This is a genomic window from Pseudoxanthomonas sp. SL93, from assembly GCF_026625825.1.
Classification (GTDB): Bacteria; Pseudomonadota; Gammaproteobacteria; order Xanthomonadales; family Xanthomonadaceae; genus Pseudoxanthomonas_A.
In genome coordinates this window covers 190,177-209,404 of record NZ_CP113065.1, presented here as the reverse complement: position 1 = coordinate 209,404, position 19,228 = coordinate 190,177, and the positions used below count along the sequence as shown (strand labels likewise).

15 protein-coding genes are annotated in these 19,228 nt (G+C 68.1%); 11 read left to right on the top strand and 4 right to left on the bottom strand.

All coding sequences use genetic code 11. The features are described 5' to 3' along the window. The first annotated feature begins 82 nt into the window (after positions 1-82). Genes lpxD through rnhB form a run of 5 tightly spaced genes read left to right on the top strand, consistent with a single transcriptional unit; the run spans position 83 to position 4,158 of the window. Positions 83-1,099 (top strand): UDP-3-O-(3-hydroxymyristoyl)glucosamine N-acyltransferase, encoded by a 1,017-nt coding sequence (gene lpxD / locus OVA13_RS00965; RefSeq protein ID WP_267791982.1) that lies wholly within the window; start codon positions 83-85, stop codon positions 1,097-1,099. Between the two features lie 2 nt (positions 1,100-1,101). Next, positions 1,102-1,566, top strand: coding sequence for a 3-hydroxyacyl-ACP dehydratase FabZ (fabZ, locus tag OVA13_RS00960; protein ID WP_267791981.1), 465 nt, complete (start codon positions 1,102-1,104; stop codon positions 1,564-1,566). Further along, entirely contained in the window at positions 1,563-2,351 is a 789-nt protein-coding gene (gene lpxA, locus OVA13_RS00955) for an acyl-ACP--UDP-N-acetylglucosamine O-acyltransferase (RefSeq protein WP_267791980.1), read from the top strand. Before fabZ ends, lpxA begins: the two co-directional genes overlap by 4 nt. Then, complete coding sequence (lpxB, locus tag OVA13_RS00950) at positions 2,348-3,547, top strand: lipid-A-disaccharide synthase (RefSeq protein ID WP_267791979.1); 1,200 nt, start codon at positions 2,348-2,350, stop codon at positions 3,545-3,547. Before lpxA ends, lpxB begins: the two co-directional genes overlap by 4 nt. Further along, positions 3,544-4,158 (top strand): ribonuclease HII, encoded by a 615-nt coding sequence (gene rnhB / locus OVA13_RS00945; protein WP_267791978.1) that lies wholly within the window; start codon positions 3,544-3,546, stop codon positions 4,156-4,158. Before lpxB ends, rnhB begins: the two co-directional genes overlap by 4 nt. Here the strand turns inward: rnhB and OVA13_RS00940 are convergent. After that, on the bottom strand, positions 4,155-4,673 hold the full coding sequence (locus tag OVA13_RS00940; RefSeq protein WP_267791977.1) for a hypothetical protein: 519 nt from the start codon (positions 4,671-4,673) through the stop codon (positions 4,155-4,157). The two genes, rnhB and OVA13_RS00940, sit on opposite strands and share 4 nt — an antisense overlap. 56 nt (positions 4,674-4,729) lie before the next feature. Then, a complete protein-coding gene (locus tag OVA13_RS00935; RefSeq protein ID WP_267791976.1) occupies positions 4,730-6,907 on the bottom strand; it encodes a tetratricopeptide repeat protein in 2,178 nt (725 codons plus the stop codon). 139 nt (positions 6,908-7,046) lie between these two features. On the opposite strand from OVA13_RS00935, the gene OVA13_RS00930 reads away from it, so the two are divergent. The 4 genes from OVA13_RS00930 to OVA13_RS00915 all read left to right on the top strand — a co-directional run bounded on the left by OVA13_RS00930 (position 7,047) and on the right by OVA13_RS00915 (position 13,109). Next, a complete protein-coding gene (locus tag OVA13_RS00930) occupies positions 7,047-7,703 on the top strand; it encodes a DUF1232 domain-containing protein (RefSeq protein ID WP_267791975.1) in 657 nt (218 codons plus the stop codon). Positions 7,704-7,896: 193 nt separating this feature from the next. Next, the gene (locus OVA13_RS00925; RefSeq protein ID WP_267791974.1) at positions 7,897-8,295 is read left to right on the top strand and encodes a hypothetical protein; all 399 of its coding nucleotides are present in this window, start codon (positions 7,897-7,899) and stop codon (positions 8,293-8,295) included. 188 nt (positions 8,296-8,483) lie between these two features. Next, positions 8,484-12,041: a DNA polymerase III subunit alpha gene (gene dnaE / locus OVA13_RS00920; RefSeq protein ID WP_267791973.1), complete on the top strand. Its 3,558-nt coding sequence runs from the start codon at positions 8,484-8,486 to the stop codon at positions 12,039-12,041. A gap of 108 nt (positions 12,042-12,149) precedes the next feature. Next, positions 12,150-13,109 (top strand): acetyl-CoA carboxylase carboxyltransferase subunit alpha, encoded by a 960-nt coding sequence (locus OVA13_RS00915; protein ID WP_267791972.1) that lies wholly within the window; start codon positions 12,150-12,152, stop codon positions 13,107-13,109. A gap of 109 nt (positions 13,110-13,218) precedes the next feature. Here the strand turns inward: OVA13_RS00915 and OVA13_RS00910 are convergent, their stop codons facing one another. Both OVA13_RS00910 and OVA13_RS00905 read right to left on the bottom strand, forming a co-directional pair. Continuing rightward, a complete protein-coding gene (locus tag OVA13_RS00910; RefSeq protein ID WP_267791971.1) occupies positions 13,219-14,052 on the bottom strand; it encodes a PhzF family protein in 834 nt (277 codons plus the stop codon). Next, on the bottom strand, positions 14,052-14,744 hold the full coding sequence (locus OVA13_RS00905) for a membrane protein YczE (protein ID WP_267791970.1): 693 nt from the start codon (positions 14,742-14,744) through the stop codon (positions 14,052-14,054). The genes OVA13_RS00910 and OVA13_RS00905 overlap by 1 nt, the downstream gene beginning before the upstream one ends. Before the next feature lie 60 nt (positions 14,745-14,804). On the opposite strand from OVA13_RS00905, the gene OVA13_RS00900 reads away from it, so the two are divergent. Both OVA13_RS00900 and OVA13_RS00895 read left to right on the top strand, forming a co-directional pair. After that, the gene (locus OVA13_RS00900) at positions 14,805-16,256 is read left to right on the top strand and encodes a MocR-like transcription factor YczR (protein WP_267791969.1); all 1,452 of its coding nucleotides are present in this window, start codon (positions 14,805-14,807) and stop codon (positions 16,254-16,256) included. 316 nt (positions 16,257-16,572) lie between these two features. Beyond that, a complete protein-coding gene (locus OVA13_RS00895) occupies positions 16,573-19,131 on the top strand; it encodes a TonB-dependent receptor plug domain-containing protein (protein ID WP_267791968.1) in 2,559 nt (852 codons plus the stop codon). The last annotated feature ends 97 nt before the right edge of the window (positions 19,132-19,228 follow it).

The following is a 19,228-nucleotide window of genomic DNA, read 5'->3' as shown; positions in this document are numbered from 1 at the left end:
TTCCATAGCCCCCCGTATGTTTTGGGTCCCTGGATCGCCCACCCGGCAACCCCGCGGCGGCAGGCGCTAAACTACGCGCCTTATGACCACCCCCACCTTCTCAGCCGACGAACTTGCCGAGCGTTTCGGGCTGACGCTGCGCGGCGACGGCACGCTGCGCATCGGCGGCGTCGCCACCCTGGCGCGCGCCGAGGCAGGCCAACTCGCCTTCCTGGCCAATTCCCGCTACCGCGGCCAACTGGCCGACAGCCAGGCCACGCTGGTCGTGCTGCGTGCCGAAGATGCGGATGCGGCGCCGGGGGCCGTGCTGATCGCCAAGGACCCCTATACCGCGTTCGCCAAGATGGCCGCGCTGTTCGACATCAAGCCCGTGCGCGAAGCGGGGATCCATCCCAGTGCGGTGATCGATCCCACGGCGCGCATCGCGGCTGGCGCCCACATCGGCCCGTTCGTCACCGTCGGCGCACACGCCACCATCGGCGATGGCTGCATCATCGGGCCGGGCTGCGTGATCGGCGATCACTGCGAGGTCGGTGACGGCAGCGAACTGATCGCACGCATCACGCTGGTCACGCGCGTGCGCGTGGGCCGTCGCGTACTCATCCACCCCGGCGCGGTGATCGGCGCCGACGGATTCGGACTGGCCATGGACAGTGGGCACTGGATCAAGGTGCCGCAGCTCGGCGGCGTGGTGATCGGCGACGATTGCGAGATCGGCGCCAACACCACCATCGACCGTGGCGCACTCGACGACACGGTGCTGGAAGAAGACGTCCGCCTCGACAACCAGATCCAGATCGGCCACAACGTGCGCGTCGGCGCGCATACGGCCATGGCGGGATGCAGCGCCGTGGCGGGCAGCGCGCGCATCGGCCGTTACTGCCTGATCGGCGGCGCGGCGGGCGTGCTGGGCCACCTGGAGATCTGCGACCGCGTGGTGATCACCGCCATGTCGCTGGTGACCAGTTCCATCACCGAGCCCGGCGAGTACTCCTCGGGCACGCCGCTCACCGACAACCGGACGTGGCGCAAGAACGCCGCCCGTTTCAAGCAACTCGATACGCTCGCCCGCCGCGTGCTGGCGGCGGACAAGGAATGAACATGACCGAAAACGTACCGCAGACCATCGACATCGCCACCATCCAGCGCGTGCTGCCGCACCGCTATCCGTTCCTGCTGGTGGACAAGGTGGTCGAGTTCGAACCGCACAAGCGCATCGTCGCGCACAAGAACGTCACCATCAACGAACCGTTCTTCCAGGGCCACTTCCCCGGCCATCCCGTCATGCCCGGCGTGCTGGTGATCGAGGCGCTGGCGCAGGCCGGCGGCGTGCTGACCCAGGTGTCGCGCGGCCTCTGCAACGGCGACCGGCTGTTCTACCTGGTGAAGGTGGACAACGTGCGCTTCTCGCGCATGGTGGTGCCGGGCGATGTGCTGGAACTGCACGTGGACATCAAGCGCGTCATCCGCAACATGACGCTGTACACCTGCGTCGCCAAGGTGGATGGCAAGGAAGTGGCCACGGCGGACGTGCTGTGCGCCGAAACCCCGAAGACCGACGCATGAATCCTTCCACGCTCATCCATCCCAGTGCCGTCGTCGATCCCGGCGCGCGCCTCGGCGAAGGCGTGCGCGTGGGTCCGTTCGCGCATATCGGCGCGGAGGTCGAAATCGGTGACGGCACCCTCATCGGGCCCCACTGCAGCATCACCGGCCCCACCCGCATCGGCCGCGACAACCACTTCGTCGGCCATGCCGCCATCGGCGGCGATCCGCAGGACAAGAAGTTCAAGGGCGAGCGCGTCGAGCTGGTCATCGGTGACCGCAACCAGGTACGCGAGTTCGTCACGCTGAATCGCGGCACCGCCACCGGCGGCGGCATCACCCGGATCGGCAGCGACAACATGCTGCTGGCCTACACCCATGTCGCCCACGACTGCCAGGTTGGCAACCACTGCGTGTTCTCCAACAACGCCACGCTGGCCGGCCACGTGACCGTGGAGGATTGGGTGATCATGAGCGGCTTTGCCGGCGTGCACCAGTTCTGCCGCATCGGTGCGCATGCCTTCATCGGCATGGGCGTGCTGCTGAGTGGCGACGTGCCGCCGTTCACGATGGTGGCGGGTGAAGCGTCCGGCCGGCCGCGCGGCATCAACAGCGAAGGCCTGAAGCGCCGCGGTTTCGATGCCGACCGCATCAGCGCCATCAAGCGCGCGTACCGCACGCTTTACGTTGCCGGCCTGCCGCTGGCGGAAGCCAAGCAGCAGCTGGCCGAACAGGCGCAGGCCAGCGAGGACGTGCGCGCCCTGCTGCACTTCATCGAGAGCGGCGAAAGGCCGTTGCAACGGTGACGACCATCGTCAGGGAGCCCGCCCCGACTCCCTTCGCGCCGGACGATCGCGTGGTCCGCATCGCGCTGGTGGCCGGTGAATCCTCCGGCGACGCACTGGGGGCGGGCCTGATCGACGAACTGCGCAAGCGCTACCCACAGGCGCGCTTCGCGGGCATCGGCGGCGACGCGATGCGCGCGGCCGGTTGCGATACCTGGTTCGACGCGGGCGAGCTGGCGGTGATGGGCCTGGCCGAAGTGCTGCGCCATCTGCCGCGACTGCTGGCACTGCGCAGGACCTTCCGCCAGCGCGTGCTTGACTGGCAGCCGGATGTGTTCATCGGTATCGACGCACCCGACTTCAACCTGGGCGTGGAACGCTGGCTGAAGCAGCGCGGCATCCGCACCGTCCACTACGTGAGCCCCTCGGTGTGGGCGTGGCGGGAGAAGCGCGCCGAGAAGATCGGCAACAGCGCCGACCGCGTGCTGTGCCTGTTCCCGATGGAACCTCCGATCTATGCGCGCCATCACGTGGATGCGCGATTCGTCGGCCATCCGATGGCAGACGAGATTCCGCTGCAACCGGATCGCGCCGCGGCGCGCGCTACGTTGGCATTAGCCCAAGAAGCCCCCGTGCTTGCCGTCCTTCCCGGCAGCCGGCTCGGCGAGATCCATCGACTGGCGCCAGCCTTCCTCGAGGCGGCACGGCAGGTGGCGGCAGAGATTCCCGGCCTGCAGGTGGTGATCCCTGCCGCCAATGCAGCGTGCCGCGCGGCGCTGGCAACCCTGCTGGCCGATCCACGATACACGCTGCCGCGTTGCCGGCTGCTCGACGGACAGGCGCGTGATGCCCTGATCGCCAGCGACGTGGTGCTGCTGGCATCGGGCACCGCCACGCTGGAAACCATGCTGTGCAAGCGCCCCATGGTGGTGGGCTACCGCATCGCCCCGCTGACCTATCGCATCGTGAAGGGCCTGGGCATGCTGAAGGTGGAGCGCTACGCGCTGCCCAACGTGCTGGCGGGCGAGGACCTGGCGCCGGAACTGATGCAGGACGACTGCACGCCTGACCGGCTCGGCCAGGCGGTGCTGCAGTGGTTCCGGCATCCCGACGCCGTTGCCGCGCTGCAGCCCACATACCTGCGCCTGCATGAAGCACTCCGGCAGGATGCCTCGTCGAGCGCCGCGGACGCGGTGTCGGAACTGGTCGGACGATGAAGAGCGGCAGCCTGTTTCCCGCGCCGGCGTTCCAACGCGTGGCCGGTGTCGACGAGGCCGGACGCGGTCCACTGGCCGGGCCCGTGTCGGTGGCGGCGGTGATCCTGGACCCGCAACGCCCCATCGTGGGGCTGGATGATTCCAAGAAACTCAGTGAAGCCAGGCGCGAAGCGCTCTTCCCGATCATCATCGAGCGGGCGCTGGCATGGCGCGTGGAATTCGTGGAGCCACGCGAGATCGACGAACTGAACATCCTGCAGGCCACGCTGGAAGGCATGCGGCGCGCCATCGCCGGCCTGCAGCCCGCTGCGGAACTGGCGCGCATCGATGGCAACCGTGCGCCGAAAGGCCTGCGCTGCGCCGCCGAAACGCTGGTGGGCGGCGACCGCCTTGATCCGGCGATCATGGCCGCGTCGATCCTGGCGAAGGTCTCGCGCGACCGCGCGATGGTCGCGATGCATGACGCATTCCCGATGTACGGCTTTGCCGTGCACAAGGGCTACCCCACGCCGGCCCATCTTGCTGCGTTGGCGCAGCACGGCCCGTGCGTGCAGCACCGGCGCAGCTTCGCGCCGGTGCGTGACTGGCAGAACGCGAGCGGTCCCGTCTAGAACGGATCGTTGGGTCTTACGGTGCCACTGGCACCAAAAAGCTCGCGGCGCCCATTGGTGACGAACAGCGTCATGACAGCCCCCGGGGTGTCGCTGCCGGCTTCCCACAACCGGTAGCGCAGCATTTCCGCAGGGCGCGTGGGCCATCCGCCGACCACGTGACTGGCACCGGAGCGCCACACATTCGGCAGTCCCGCGACGGCCGACGTGTCCCTGCCTGCCGCCAGGGCGGAAAACGGCATGGGCGAATCGGCGTCGACGTGATCGGCCCCCCGTACTTCGAGCAGGTCCTCAGCCTCCATGCCGATCTTGAAAGGTCCCACGCCCGGGTCGGCTACCCATAAGACTCTGTCGTCCATGGCCACCGTGGCCGGGTTTGGAATCGCTACCAGTCCGTGTGGCGTTGCCGCGACCCGGATCAACAGGCACAACATCTGATCGCCGGGATTGTCGAGCAGCCCGATTGGATTCTCATCCAGTGGTCCCGTGGCTCGAAGGTCTGATTCGGTTGTCATGACATGCTCCAGGTTGGGTCCCGTTCCGTGGGACAGAAGGTCGCCCCCTGTCTGATTCAACGTTTGCCGGGCTGCCGCGGCAGCGCCGGGGCGGGTGCCGGTGACAGCGATGCGTTGCTGCGTATGCGGATTTCCTTGATGTCCGCATCGCGCGCGGTCATCAGTCGCTCCTGCGAACCCGCCGCGTCTCCGAGTTGCATCAAGGTCTGCGCATTGAGCAGCGCCACTTCGGCGCGTTCGGTGCCCAGCGCCTCGGCGCGTGCCAGCAGTTCGCGGGCGCGCGCGTCCTCGCCCAGGTTCGCGCTGTACCATGCCAGCGATGCCGTCGCGCGCGCGTCGCTGGGTTTGAGTTCCAGGTAAGGCTGCGCCATCGTCGCGGCCTTCAGATAGGCCGCACGCGATTCACCCACGGTCGCGGGGTCCGCGCGCAGCGCATCGCCCAGGTTGCCCCAGATCAGGAAATCCCCCGCGCTGAGCCGCGTGGCGCGCAGGAACATCTCCGCCGCCCCCGCATGGTCGCCCTGGTGGAAGCGCAGCGTGCCCAGGTTGTTCAGCGCGCCGTCGGTCGGCTCGATCTTCATGGAGCGGTCCAGCGCGCGGTCGGCGGCCGGCAGATCCTCCATGTAGAAATAGAGCGCGCCCAGCGTGCTCCACAGGCCTGCGGAGCTCGGGCGCAGCAGCGTGGCCTGCTCGTACGCGGCGATGGCTCCGGGCACGTCGTCGTTGAGGTAACGCAGGTAGCCCAGTTCGCTGTAGGCGCTCGCGTTGCCGGGACGGAGTGCGATGGCGCGCTCCAGGTATTCGACCGCACGTTCCCTGTCGCCCAGTTCCGCATACGCCAGCCCCATGCCAAGGCTGGCCTCGGGGCGCAGTGACGGATCTTCCTCCGCCTTGCGGTAAAGCGCGATGGCCTGCTTGCCGTTGCCCTGCACGCGCTGCAGGTCGCCGAGGGCGAGGTTCACTTCGCCCTCGGCGGGATCCATCGCGCGCACCTTCAGGCATGCTTCGTTCGCGAGATTGAACGCCTCTGCATCGCGCAGGATGCGGAAGCGCGACAACTGCGAACGGCACAGGCCCACCTGCGCGCGTGCGAACCCGCTGTCCGCCACCAGCGCCTGGTTGAAGTAGCCGATGGCGCCTTCCGAATCCGGTTTGCCGGCGCTTCCCTGCAGCGCGTGCAGTCCGCGCAGGTACGCATCGAACGCCGCCAGGTTGCGGGTGGGTGCCAGCCGGGTGGCGAGGCCGCGCTTCATGTCCGGCAGCGCGCCCAGCAGCGACCGCACCACCTGTTCGGCGATTTCGCTCTGCGTGCTGAACACGTCGGTGATGGCGCGGTCGTAATGGTGGTTCCACACCGTGTCGCCGGTGGCGGTGTCGGAAAGGCGTGCGTTGACGCGGATGCGGTCGCCATCGCGGCGCACGGTGGCATCCAGCAGCGTCGCCACGCCCATCGCCTTGCCGATCGCCTTCACGTCGGAGCGCTGGAATGCATCCGGGTCGCGCAGGCGGGCGGCCACGGTCAAGCCAGGCACGCTGGCCAGCGCGTCGTGCATTTCCACCGCCAGTCCTTCGGCGAAGTAGGTGTCCTGCGGGTTGTCGCTGACGCTGGTGAACGGCATCACGGCAATCGACGGGGCCGCAGGCGGCACGGTCGACGCCGGCGGACGCCATGCTTTCCAGCCGAGCACCACGACGGCCAGCAACACGACCGCTGCCAGCCAGGCGGGCCAGCGCCGCAAGCGCGGGCGTGGGGGATGTGCGGCCACCTCCCCCGTCGCCGGCCGGATCGTGTCGGGATCGACGGCAGCGGCGACCGGCGGCGTGTCGCTGCCGGCGGCGTCGTGCGTCTCTGCGGGCGCTGCCTCCGCGGCAGGACGCTCCGGCCGCAGCGACCCGATGAAGCGATAGCCCAAGGCATGCTGGGTCTGGATGTAGCGCGGATGCTGCGAGTCATCGTCCAGTGCGCTGCGCAGCTGGGCGATGGCGCGCGTCAACACGCCCGGGGTGACGTGCCGGTGGCCCCACACGCTGTCCAGCAGCTCATCGCGCGGCAGTAGCTCGCCGGGGCGCCTGACCAGTGCCAGCAGCACGGCGAATGCCTTCGGCTCCAGCGGCTGCGGCTGGCCGTCGCGCACCACCGTGTGCGCGGCCTCGTCGACCACCACGCCGTCGAAACAGTAACGCCCGTTCTCCGCGCCGTTGTCGGGGGCGTGGCCGTCATTCGCCGGCTTCATCGCCACTTCCTCATGATTGCCTCATGGAATCAGACAACAGGGACGGAAAGATCGCGCTTGCCTCATGACCGGCGGGTGCGTTGCCGGGAACCTGACCGCGCGCCGGCATTGCGGCGCCCTTCCTTCCCTGGAGCACACCATGAACACCCTGCAGAACATCCAGAACCCGACCTTCCCGCTGCCGTCCATCCTGGACTCGGTGCCGGCCTTCAGCCTGCTGCGCCGTCGCAAGAGCATCGGCCACTACCGCCTGAACTCGGTGGATCTGGACCGTTTCAACCGCTTGCTGGCGCGGCTGGGGCGCCGCCAGGGTCCGCTGGCGATGGACCAGGTGGTCACCGCCGCCCGGCAGCTGGCCGCGCCGGGGGGCGACACGGCGCCCGAATGTATTGCCCAACGCATTGCGCGGCTCGAATCGGTCGCCGCGATGGTCCGGGACACCGCGTGGGAGGCCGCCAACGACGCCGCCGACTGCGCGCAACTGGTGCTGGACTATGCCGGCGACCCGCAGGACCTGATCCCGGACTGGCTGCCGCGCGTCGGCCGGCTGGACGACGCCATCGTGGTGGAAGCCGCCTGGCCCACGCTGGCACGCGAAGTGGCCAGCTACCGCGACTTCCAGCGCCTGCGCACGCTCGAGGCCTGCCTGCGCGGGTGCGCCCCGCAGGAACTGCCCTTCAGCCGCGAAGCGTGGGAAGCCGCCCGTCGGCACGAAGCCGCACTGAACGCGCACCGGCGCCACGTACGCGAAGGCAGTTACGCACCGGTGGAAGCAGACCGCTTCCGCGTGCATTGAGCGAAGGCACCTTGCCGGCCATCGATCGGGTGGACAGGGGCACCCTGTCCATGGTCACGGTGGCTTCCAGCAGGCGTGCACGCGGGTTCAACCCGGCACCATGATCCCGCATCCCACCGGCAAGGAGGTCGGGATCTCCCCATCCCCCGTGAGGTGTTCCATGTCCATTCCCCTGTCATCCGCATCACGCTCCATGCCCGAACGAACGTCCCCGCACGAAGCGCCTTCCCACGCCATCGGCGGCGAACGCCTGCAGCTGCTGCGCTGCATGCTGGCCGACCGTGACTGGAGCAGCGACCCGGTCTTGCGCGCGCGCCTGGAGCGCATCGTCGCCCAGCTGCACCAGCAGGGAAGCTTCATCGACGAAGCCAGCTGGACGCTGCTGGCCGACGAAACCGCCAGCTACCTGGACTACCGCCGGCTGGGCAACCTGGAGGCACAGCTGCGCGGCTGCGATCGTCGCGACCTGCATTACACCCGCGCCGACTGGGAGGTCTCGCGCCTTGCCGAGGCCGCCCTGCACGCGCACCACCGCCAGGCGCGCGACGGCAGCTACGTGCCCGAACCCAGTCCGTTGTTCCGCATCCACTGACACACCCGGGCGCGCCCCGCCGGCGCGCCCACCGTACCCGACCCGAGCCCTCGGGATTTCCCCAATGCCGCCCCCCGGGGCGGCTCTTTTTTTGCGTACCGCGGGGCTTTGCGCGGCCCGGGGCAATGTCAAGCCTTGCCCCTCCCCACCCCCGCCGTTACGCTGGCCCGACAGTATTCCGAGTCGGCATGTCTCCCCGTTTCGTTCACCTCCACCTGCACACCGAATTCTCGTTGGCGGATTCCATCATCCGCGTGCCCGAGAAGCCGGATCAGGCCGACCCGAAAAAGGCCAAGCTGCCCAATGTGCTGAGCCGCGCGGTCGAACTGGGCATGCCGGCGCTGGCCGTCACCGACCGCAACAACCTGTTCGCGCTGGTCAAGTTCTACAAGGCTGCCGAAAGCGTAGGCGTGAAGCCCATCGCCGGCGCCGACATCAGCATCGTCGAAGGCAACGAGTCGCCCTGGCAGATGACGCTGCTGTGCCGCGACCGCACCGGCTACCTGTCGCTGTCGCGCCTGCTGACGCGCGCCTGGATGGAAGGCCACCGCACCGACGGCGTGGCCATCGATCCGGAATGGCTGCGGGCCGACCATGAAGGCCTGTTCGCCATCGTCGGACGCACCAGCATGGCCGGCCGCCTGGCGCTGGGCGGACGGCACGACCTGGCCGAACAGCACCTGGCCGACTGGCAGCGCTGCTTCGGCGACGACCTGCACCTGGAACTGACGCGCACGCAGCGCGATGGCGAAGAAGCCTTCAACGCCTTCGCCCTGCATGCGTCCGCCGCGCGCAGCCTGCCGGTGATCGCCAGCAACGACGTCCGCTTCCTGTCGCCCGATGGTTTCGAGGCGCACGAGGCGCGCGTGTGCATTTCCTCCGGGCGCGTGCTTGACGACCCCAAGCGCCCGCGCGACTACAGCGCCGAGCAGTACATGAAGTCGGCCGAGCAGATGGCCGCCCTGTTCGCCGACGTGCCGGATGCGATCGACAACACGCTGGCGCTGGCGCAGCGCTGCAACATCGAACTGAAACTGGGCGAATACGCCCTACCCGCCTATCCGGTACCCAGCAACGAAACCCTGGACAGCTGGATCCGCAGCCAGTCGCACGCGGGCCTCGCGAAACGGCTCGAGAAGAATCCGCTGGCGCCCGGCCACACACGCGAGGATTACGAGAAGCGCCTGGATTTCGAACTCGACACCATCTGCAAGATGGGGTTCCCGGGCTACTTCCTGATCGTGGCCGACTTCATCCAGTGGGGCAAAAGCCATGGCATTCCCATCGGTCCCGGCCGCGGTTCCGGTGCCGGCTCGCTGGTCGCCTGGGCATTGCAGATCACCGACCTGGACCCGCTGCCGTACGGGTTGCTGTTCGAGCGCTTCCTGAATCCCGAACGCGTGTCGATGCCCGACTTCGACATCGACTTCTGCATGGACAGGCGCGACGAAGTCATCGAGTACGTCGCCGCCAAGTACGGCCGCGACCGCGTCAGCCAGATCATCACCTACGGCACCATGGCGGCGAAAGCCGTGGTGCGCGACTCCGGCCGCGTGCTCGGCTTCCCCTACGGCCTGGTCGACGGCGTCGCCAAGCTGATCCCCAACATCCTGGGCGTGTCGCTGCGCGATGCGATGGGCGAAGGCAGCAGCGAGATGGCCTCGCAGGAGCTGATCGAACGCTACAACAGCGAAGACGATGTCCGCGACCTGATCGACCTGGCGCGCCAGCTGGAAGACCTCACCCGCAACGCCGGCAAGCACGCGGGCGGCGTGGTGATCGCGCCGTCGCCGCTGTCGGACTTCTGCCCGCTGTACGCCGAACACGACGAAGGCGGACGCGGCAAGTCACCGGTCACGCAGTTCGACAAGGACGACGTGGAAGCGGTCGGCCTGGTGAAGTTCGACTTCCTGGGCCTGCGCACGCTGACCATCATCGACTGGGCGGTGAAGGCCATCAACGCGCGCCGCGCGGAGACCGGGCTGGAGCCGATCGACATCGCCACCATCCCGCTGGACGATGCCAGCGTCTACCGCGACATCTTCGCCAACGGCAACACCGGCTCGGTGTTCCAGTTCGAATCCTCGGGCATGCGCCGCGCGCTGAAGGAAGCCAAGCCGGACCGGTTCGAGGACCTGATCGCGCTGAACGCCCTGTACCGTCCCGGCCCGATGGACATGATCCCGTCGTTCGTCGAGCGCAAGCACGGGCGCGAGGAGTTCCAGTACCCCGATCCGCGCACCGAGATCATGCTCAAGGAGACCTACGGCATCATGGTCTACCAGGAGCAGGTCATGCAGATGGCGCAGATCGTCGGCGGTTACTCGCTGGGCGGCGCCGACCTGCTGCGCCGCGCGATGGGCAAGAAGGTGCCGGCCGAAATGGCCAAGCACCGCGAGATCTTCCGCGAGGGCGCCGGCAAGGACGGCGTGAGCGAACGCAAGGCCGACGAAATCTTCGACCTGATGGAGAAGTTCGCCGGCTATGGCTTCAACAAGTCGCACGCCGCCGCGTATTCGCTGGTCGCCTACCAGACCGCCTGGCTGAAGAAGCACTACCCGTCCGAGTTCATGGCCGCCACGCTGTCGTCGGACATGGACAAGACCGAAAAGGTGGTGGGCTTCCTCGACGAAGCGCGCGGGCTGGGCCTGACCATGCTGCCGCCGGACGTGAACCATTCGGATTTCATGTTCGTGGCCAACGACGCGCGGACCATCTGCTACGGGCTGGGTGCGGTGAAGGGCGTGGGCCAGGGCGTCTGCGAGGCCGTCGTCGCCGCGCGCCGCAGCGGAGGCCCGTTCCGCGACCTGCTGGACTTCTGCAAGCGCGTCGATTCCTCCAAGCTCAACAAGCGGGCGCTGGAGGCGCTGATCAACGCCGGTGCACTGGATGCGCTGGGCGCGAACCGCGCCTCGCTCGCGCTGCAGCTGCCGGAAGTGCTGAAGGCCGTCGACCAGCTCAGCAAGAACCGCAATGCGGGCATCGTCGACATGTTCGGTTCCAGCGGCGGCACCGACGACATCCACGTCGAGCTGCAGGAAACCGACGAGTGGCCGCTGTCGCAGAAGCTGCATGGCGAACGCGAAACGCTGGGCCATTACCTCAGCGGTCACCCGATGGATCCGTACCGCGAGGACCTGCGTTCGCTGGTGGGCACCGACTTGGGCGACCTGGACCGCATCTGGGCCTCGCAACCGGTGGGCGAAAAGAAGGGCTGGCGCCCCGAAGTGGGCGCGGTGGTCGCCGGCCAGGTGATCGGCGTGCGCCGCAAGGGCGACAGCCAGGTCTTCGTGCAGCTGGAAGACGGCCGCGGGCGCATCGAATGCAGCGCGTTCTCCGATGCGCTGGCCGAGTTCGGCCCACTGCTCACGCGCGACCGCATCCTGGTGATCAAGGGTGGCCTGCGCGAGGACGAATTCAGCGGCGGCTTCAGCCTGCGCATCCGCCAGGTGTGGGACTACGCGCAGCTGTGCCAGCACCACGCGCAACGCCTGCAGCTGCGGCTGGACCTGCGCGTGCCCGGCCTGTGGGAACGCGTGGACGCGCTGATGGCCAAGCACCGCCCGGGCGGCACGCCCTTGCGCGTGGACCTGCTGATGGATGCCGGCAACAGTCCGATCGCGGGCATGCTCGATCTCAACGGACAGAAGGCCGTGCGCGTGGATACCGAACTGCTGGACGCGCTGCGTGCCCTACCCGGCGTGCGTACCGCCAAGCCGGCGTTCCACCGTCCCTGGACCAGTTGAGGCGCGGGCCGGACCCGCGCGTGCGCGCCGTCACGGCCCTACCCCCCCGTACGTGACCGCGGAGCGGCTTCGGCTACACTTTCCCCCTTTCCGGCCCATGGCCCGCAGATGAATCCGAACTACCTCGATTTCGAACAGCCCATCGCCGATCTGGAAGCCAAGATCCAGGAACTGCGCAACGCCAGTACCGGGCCGGCGGTCAATGTCGATGCCGAGGTGCACGCGCTGCAGGACAAGCTGCGCGTGCGTACCGCGCAGATCTTCCGCGACCTGAGCCCGTGGCAGGTCTCGCAGCTGGCCCGCCACCCGGCGCGTCCGTACACGCTGGACTACATCCGCGTGTTCTGCGACGAGTTCCAGGAACTCGCCGGCGACCGCGCCTATGCCGACGACAGCGCCATCGTCGGCGGGCTGGGCCGCATCGACGGCCGCAGCGTGATGATCATCGGCCACCAGAAAGGCCGCGACACCAAGAGCAAGATCGCCCGCAACTTCGGCATGCCGCGTCCCGAGGGCTACCGCAAGGCGCTGCGCCTGATGAAGATGGCGGAGCGCTTCAAGCTGCCGTTGCTGACCTTCATCGACACCCCGGGTGCGTACCCCGGCGTGGGCGCGGAAGAACGCGGCCAGTCCGAAGCGATCGCACGCAACCTGATGGAAATGGCCGAGCTGAAAATCCCCGTCATCTGCACGGTGATCGGCGAAGGCGGCAGCGGCGGCGCGCTGGCGATCGGCGTCGGCGACCGCACGCTGATGCTGGAGTACGGCACCTATTCGGTGATCTCGCCGGAAGGCTGCGCGTCCATCCTGTGGAAGTCGGCCGACAAGGCCAAGGATGCGGCCGAGCAACTGGGCCTGACCGCGAAGCGGCTGCTGTCGCTCGGCCTGGTGGACAAGGTGGTGCGCGAGCCCATCGGCGGCGCGCACCGCAACCCGCGGCAGATGGCGACGCGCCTGAAAGCCGTGCTGCTCAACGAGCTGGACGCGCTGGAACAGCTGCCCGTCGACCAGCTGCTCAAGCGCCGTTACGCACGCCTGCGCGGTTACGGGGCCTACGAAGCGGCATGAAGGCAAACCGCTGACATGCAATGCACGAAAACGCCGGGCTCGCCCGGCGTTTCCGCATCAGGCGTTCCGCGACAGGATGCGCCGTTTCCCGCGCATGCGTCGCGACTGCTCAGGCGATCGCCACCGCCGTGCCGCTGACCCGGACGCCAGCGCCAGAGTCCGCCGGCACTGACACCTGCAACCTGCTGGGCCGGCCCATGTCCTCGCCCTGCAGGATGACGAACGAGCGTTCCGCAGGCAGCGCTCCCCGCGCGGCGAGATAGGCACCGAGCGCGGCGGCCGCGGCGCCGGTGGCGGGATCCTCCACCACGCCACCGGGCGGAAACGGATTGCGTGCATGGAAGGTGCCCGCGTTCTCGCGCCAGACCAGCGCCAGCGTCGTCCAACCGTGCTGCGCCATCAGGCTGGCCAGCGTGTCGAAGGCGTAGTCCATCCGCGCCAGGCGCGCGCGCGTGGCCGCGGCGATCACTGGATGCCAGGCGCCCGCATAGGCAACGGCGGGCGGCAATGCGGGATCGAGTTCGTCACGGCGCCAATCCAGTGCCGCGAGGGACAGGTCGAGTGCGTCGTCCGTCATCGGCACCACGCGTGGCGCGACGCTGGTGAGCGTGGCCATGCCGGCATCATCCACCGTCACCCGCACCTCGCCCGCCTGTGTGTGCAGCACGCGCTCGCCACTGCCATGGCGCTCGGCATGCGCCACCATCGCCGCGATGGTGGCGTGCCCGCAGAAGCTCACCTCCGCACGCGGACTGAAATAGCGGATGTCGAATTCGCCATCGGGGCGCAGCAGCAGGAAGGCGGTTTCCGAATAGCCCAGGTCCGCGGCGATCCGCTGCATGTCGGTGTCGGCCAGCGCGCGCGCATCCAGTACCACGCCCGCCGGGTTGCCGCCGCGCGGATCGGTGGTGAACGCGCTGTAGTGCTGGATGGAGGTATTCATCACGCGTCTCCGGAGAGTGCGGCAGGGGTGGGCGCATCCAGCCTGACGACCAGATAGCGCAGGAAGAACTGCGTCGCCGGGCCCACGCCCAGCGCGAACACCACCGTGCCGACGCCCACGGTACCGCCCAGCAGCACGCCGACGGCCAGCACGGCGACTTCGATGACGGTGCGGACGCGGCGGATGGACCAGCCGGTCCGGCGCGCCAGGCCCGTCATCAGCCCGTCGCGCGGACCCGGGCCCAGTTGTGCGCCGACATACAGCGCCGTCGCCAGCGCGCAGACCAGCACGCCGCCCAGCATGTAGCCGGTGCGCAATGCCAGATGGTCCGGCGTGGCGAGGAGTGCCAGGTTCATGTCGGCGAACGGCCCCAGCAGCAGGGTGTTTGCCACGGTGCCCAGCCCCGGCATCTGGCGCAGCGGGATCCACGCCAGCAGTACGCCCACCGCGGTCACGACCATGACCAGTCCGAACGAGATCGGCGCGTGCTGCGCGAGCCCAAGGTGGAAGACATCCCAGGGCGAGGCACCCAGGCCCCCCCGAATCATCAGCGCGATGGCCAGGCCATAGAGCCACAGGCCCAGCATCAGCCGCAGCAGACGCTCGGGCAGCCGCCCGGCCTTCAATTGGGCCCAGGGCCCCAGGTTGGCCAGCCCGGCCGGAGACGTCGTCGATTTCACGGGAGTGTTCATGGCGCTACCATCCCGATAATTGGCTCTTCCGCATAGAGCCAATCATGCGATAGTGGCCTCATGAACCGATCCTTGGCTCCCGACCGGCTGGCGACGCTGGTGGCAGGCTTCAGCCGCGCCCCGGCCTACCGTGGCCTGCGCCAGGCGCTGCAGGAACTGATCGGGGATGGCCGCATCCCGATCGGCACGCGCCTGCCCAGTGAGCGCAGCGTGTCCGACGCCCTGGGCGTGTCCCGCAACACGGCCACGCGGGCCTATGCGGACCTGATCGCCAGCGGCTTCGCCACCGCCCGGCAAGGGTCGGGAACGTATGCGGCGTCGCCACCCGACCTGCGCCGCGCGCACGACCATGCGCTGCATGCCATGGGCAGCCGGCAGCCCGCTGAAGGCACCATCGACCTCAACTGCGCCGCGGGCGCGGCAACGCCCGGGGTCGCCGCCGCGTACGAACGCGCCCTCGCCGCCCTGCCGGCCTGCCTTGGCAGCGATGGCTACCTGCCTTCGGGATTGCCCTGCCTGCAGGCCCGCATCGCGGAGGAATACGCGCGGCGCGGGTTGCCGACCATGCCCGGGCAGATCATCGTGACCTCCGGCGCGCTGTCGGCCATCGCCATCGTCGCGCGTGCCCTGTCACGCCCGGGCGATCGCGTGATGATCGAATCGCCGGTGTATTCGAATGCGATCGAAGCGCTCCGACTGGGGGGTGCCCGCCTCATCACCTCGCCGCTGTCCAATGCGCTGGGGGACGACGGCTGGGACATGGACGGCATCGAAGCGACGCTGCGGCAGACCTCGCCGCATCTCGCCTACCTGATCCCCGATTTCCAGAATCCCACCGGATTCCTGATGGGCGAAGCCCAGCGCGCGCGATATGCCCGCGCATTGCGGGCAGCGCGCACCATCGCCATCGTCGACGAAACCCTGCAGCCGACGCACCTGTCGGAAGACCCGATGCCCGCGCCGTTCGCCGCGCACGCCACGGACGCGGTCACCATCGGCAGCGCCTCCAAGATGTTCTGGGGCGGCTTGCGCGTGGGCTGGATCCGCGCACCGCGCGAGCTGGTCGGCCGCATCGTCGCCACGCGCGTGCAGATGGACCTGGGCAGTTCCCTGTTCGACCAGTTGGTCGTCACTGAGTTGCTCGATGACCGCGACGTGCTGGCGCTGCGACGCCAGCAGTTGCGGCAACGCCGGGATGCGTTGGCAGGGGCGGTACGCGAACACCTGCCAGGCTGGCGTTTCAGGTTGCCCGACGGCGGCCTGACCCTGTGGCTGCAGATGCCGCATGGCAGCGCCACGCGCCTGGCGGCGCACATGGAACATGTCGGCATCCACTTGGCGCCGGGTCCCGTCTTCAGCGTGGAAGGGGGATCGGACAACTGGCTGCGCATTCCCTACGCCAGGCCGGAAGAGGACCTCCGCAATGCCATCACGCGCATCGCTGCCTTGTGGCCGGACGAAGCGGCCGAAGCAAGGCGGCGGCGCGAGCCTTCAAGGCGCCTGATCGCCTGATCCGGGCAATTCAGTAACCCGCATTATCGTGCCGTGAGTGCGTACCGGCAGGCCTTTCCATACCCGCCCGATCCCCACCGAATGGAAGAAACGCGACCGGCTTCAACCGTCTGGCGCCTCGTATCACTCTTTCATTGCTAGAACGTTTAAATCCTGTTAATGGTTGTTGCAGCGCGGCATGCCGTGACGGCCGCTGCGCACTCAGAGAGAGAGAGAAGAGAGAGAGCAGTACAACCACACAACTTCCAGGGGCGTATGCATGAATCAGAGAGAGAAAAAAAGCGCACGCGTTTCAAAGACCAGGCTGGCTTCCGCAGTGACATGGGCGCTGACCCTCGCCGTACTGTCGGCCGGCAACACGGCCCTCGCACAGACCGCAGCACCGGCCACCCCGCCGGCCACGACCGATGACCCCGCCACGCTGGAGACGGTGTCCGTGCTGGGCAGCCGCACGCAGCCGCGCTCGGTATCCTCGTCCGCCGTCCCCATCGACATCATCACCGCGGAAGAATTCCGCAACCAGGGCGCGACCGATGCGCTCGACCAGCTGCGCGTGCTGGTGCCTTCCTTCAACGTCAGCACCATCCCGATCGATGACGCCGCCAGCCTGATCCGTCCGGCCAACCTGCGTGGCCTGCCACCGGACAACACCCTGGTGCTGGTCAACGGCAAGCGCTTCCACCGCTCGGCCGTCATCACCTTCCTGGGCCACGGCCTGTCCGACGGCTCGCAAGGTCCGGATCTTTCGGTGTTCCCGTCGCTGGCGCTTGACCAGGTGGAAGTGCTGCGCGACGGCGCGGCGGCGCAATACGGTTCCGATGCCATCGCCGGCGTGATCAACTTCGGCCTGAAGAAGATCAGCGAAGGCGGCACGGCCGAGGTCTTCGCCGGCCAGTATTACGAAGGCGACGGCTTCACCACGCAGTACTCCGCGCAGATCGGCCTGCCGCTGACCTCGCGCGGCTTCGCCACGCTGACCGCCGAATGGCGCGAAGCCGATGACACCTCGCGCAGCGTGCAGCGCGACGACGCGGCGGCCGCCATCGCGGCGGGCTATCCGGGCGTGCCGGAGCCGGCACAGATCTGGGGTTCGCCGAAGGTGGAGGACGACTTCAAGTTCGTCGCCAACCTGGGCATCAGCGGCGACAGCGTGGATGTCTACCTGTTCGGCAATTACGCGCAGCGCGAAGTGGATGGCGGGTTCTACTTCCGCGACCCGACCGCGCGTTCCGGCGTGTACTCCAACGACGGCGGCGAAACGCTGCTGATCGGCGACACCACCGGGGCCGGCGGCTGCCCAACCATCGCCCTGCGCGATGCGAACGGCAACCTGATCCCCTACAGCACGGTCAGCACGGCGGTGGGCGCGCTGCCGGCCAACTGCTTCACTTTCCTGTCCACGCTGCCAGGCGGCTTCACGCCGCGCTTCGGCGGCTCGCTGGAAGACATGTCGGTGGTGGGCGGCGTGAAGGGCATGTGGGGCGACGCATGGCATTGGGATGTCAGCGCGACCTACGGCCGCAACGACATCGACTTCGTCATCTACAACACGGTCAACGCCTCGCTCGGCGCGGCGCAGCCGGAAGGCCTGCGCTTCCATCCGGGCGGCAACACGCAGACCGAGAAGGGCGTGAACTTCGATACCGGTCGTGACTTCGAGACCTCGTTCACCGCCGAACCGTTGCGCATGTCGGCCGGTGCGGAATGGCGTGAGGAAAGCTTCGAGGTGAAGGGCGGCGACGCGGCTTCCACCGCCATCGGCCCGCTGACCCAGCAGGGCTTCGCGCTGGGCTCGAACGGCTTCAACGGCTTCAGCCCGCGTACCGCCGGCGAGTGGGACCGCAGCAACTGGGCGGTGTACCTGGACCTGGAGGCGCAGTTCACCGAGCAGTTCATGCTGGCCGCCGCTATTCGCCATGAAGATTTTGAAGACTTCGGCAGCACCACCAACGGCAAGCTGACCGGCCGCTTCGATGTCAGCGAGACCTTCGCCCTGCGCGGCGCCGTCAACACCGGCTTCCGTGCGCCGACGCCGGGCCAGGCCAACATCAGCCAGATCACCACCGCCTTCGAAGGCAATGCGCTGATCGACATCGCCACGCTGCCGCCGACCAACCCGATCGCACAGCTGAAAGGCGCACGCGCGCTGACGCCGGAAGACTCGAAGAGCGTGTCGCTGGGCATGGTGTGGGACAGCGGTGACTGGCTGGTCACGGTGGACGGTTACCAGATCAAGGTGGAAGACCGCATCGCGCTGAGTACCAGCTTCGAGCTGACCGATGCCGAACGTGCCGCCCTGGTGGCCTCGGGCAATCCGGAAGCGGCTTCGCTGACGTCGGTGACCTACTTCGGCAACGCCTTCGACACGACCACCACCGGCCTGGACGTGGTGGCCAGCCTCCAGACCGAGCACTTCGGGGGCGACACGACGTATTCGCTGGCGGCGAACTGGAACAAGACCGAAGTGGACCGCTACGACGCCAACTTCATCAACGAAGCGCGCGTGTACAAGATCGAGGAATCGCTGCCGACGACCAAGGGCTACTTCAGCGTCAACCACCAGCGCGAAGTCTTCCACGCCAACCTGCGCGTGGCCTACTACGGCTCGTGGTACGAGGACCACCTGGACAGCGGCGTGATCTCGGCCGCCGACGGCGGCCTGCCGATCTACGAAGACAGCAAGGTCATCGTGGATGCGGAGGTGGGCTGGAAGTTCGCCTCGGGCCTGTATGTCAACGTGGGCGCGCAGAACCTGTTCGACGAAGTGCCGGACGACAACCCGTGGGGTGGCATTGCGGGTGCGCAGTATCCGGTGCACTCGCCGTACGGTTTCAACGGTGGCTTCTACTACGCACGCGTAGGCTGGAAGTTCTGAGTTGCGGATCAGGCGGCCACCTTCGGGTGGCCGCTCTGCATGGGGCGCCGCAGCAAGATCTGGCGCGGCGCACGCGGATGAAGGAAGCTTGGCAGGG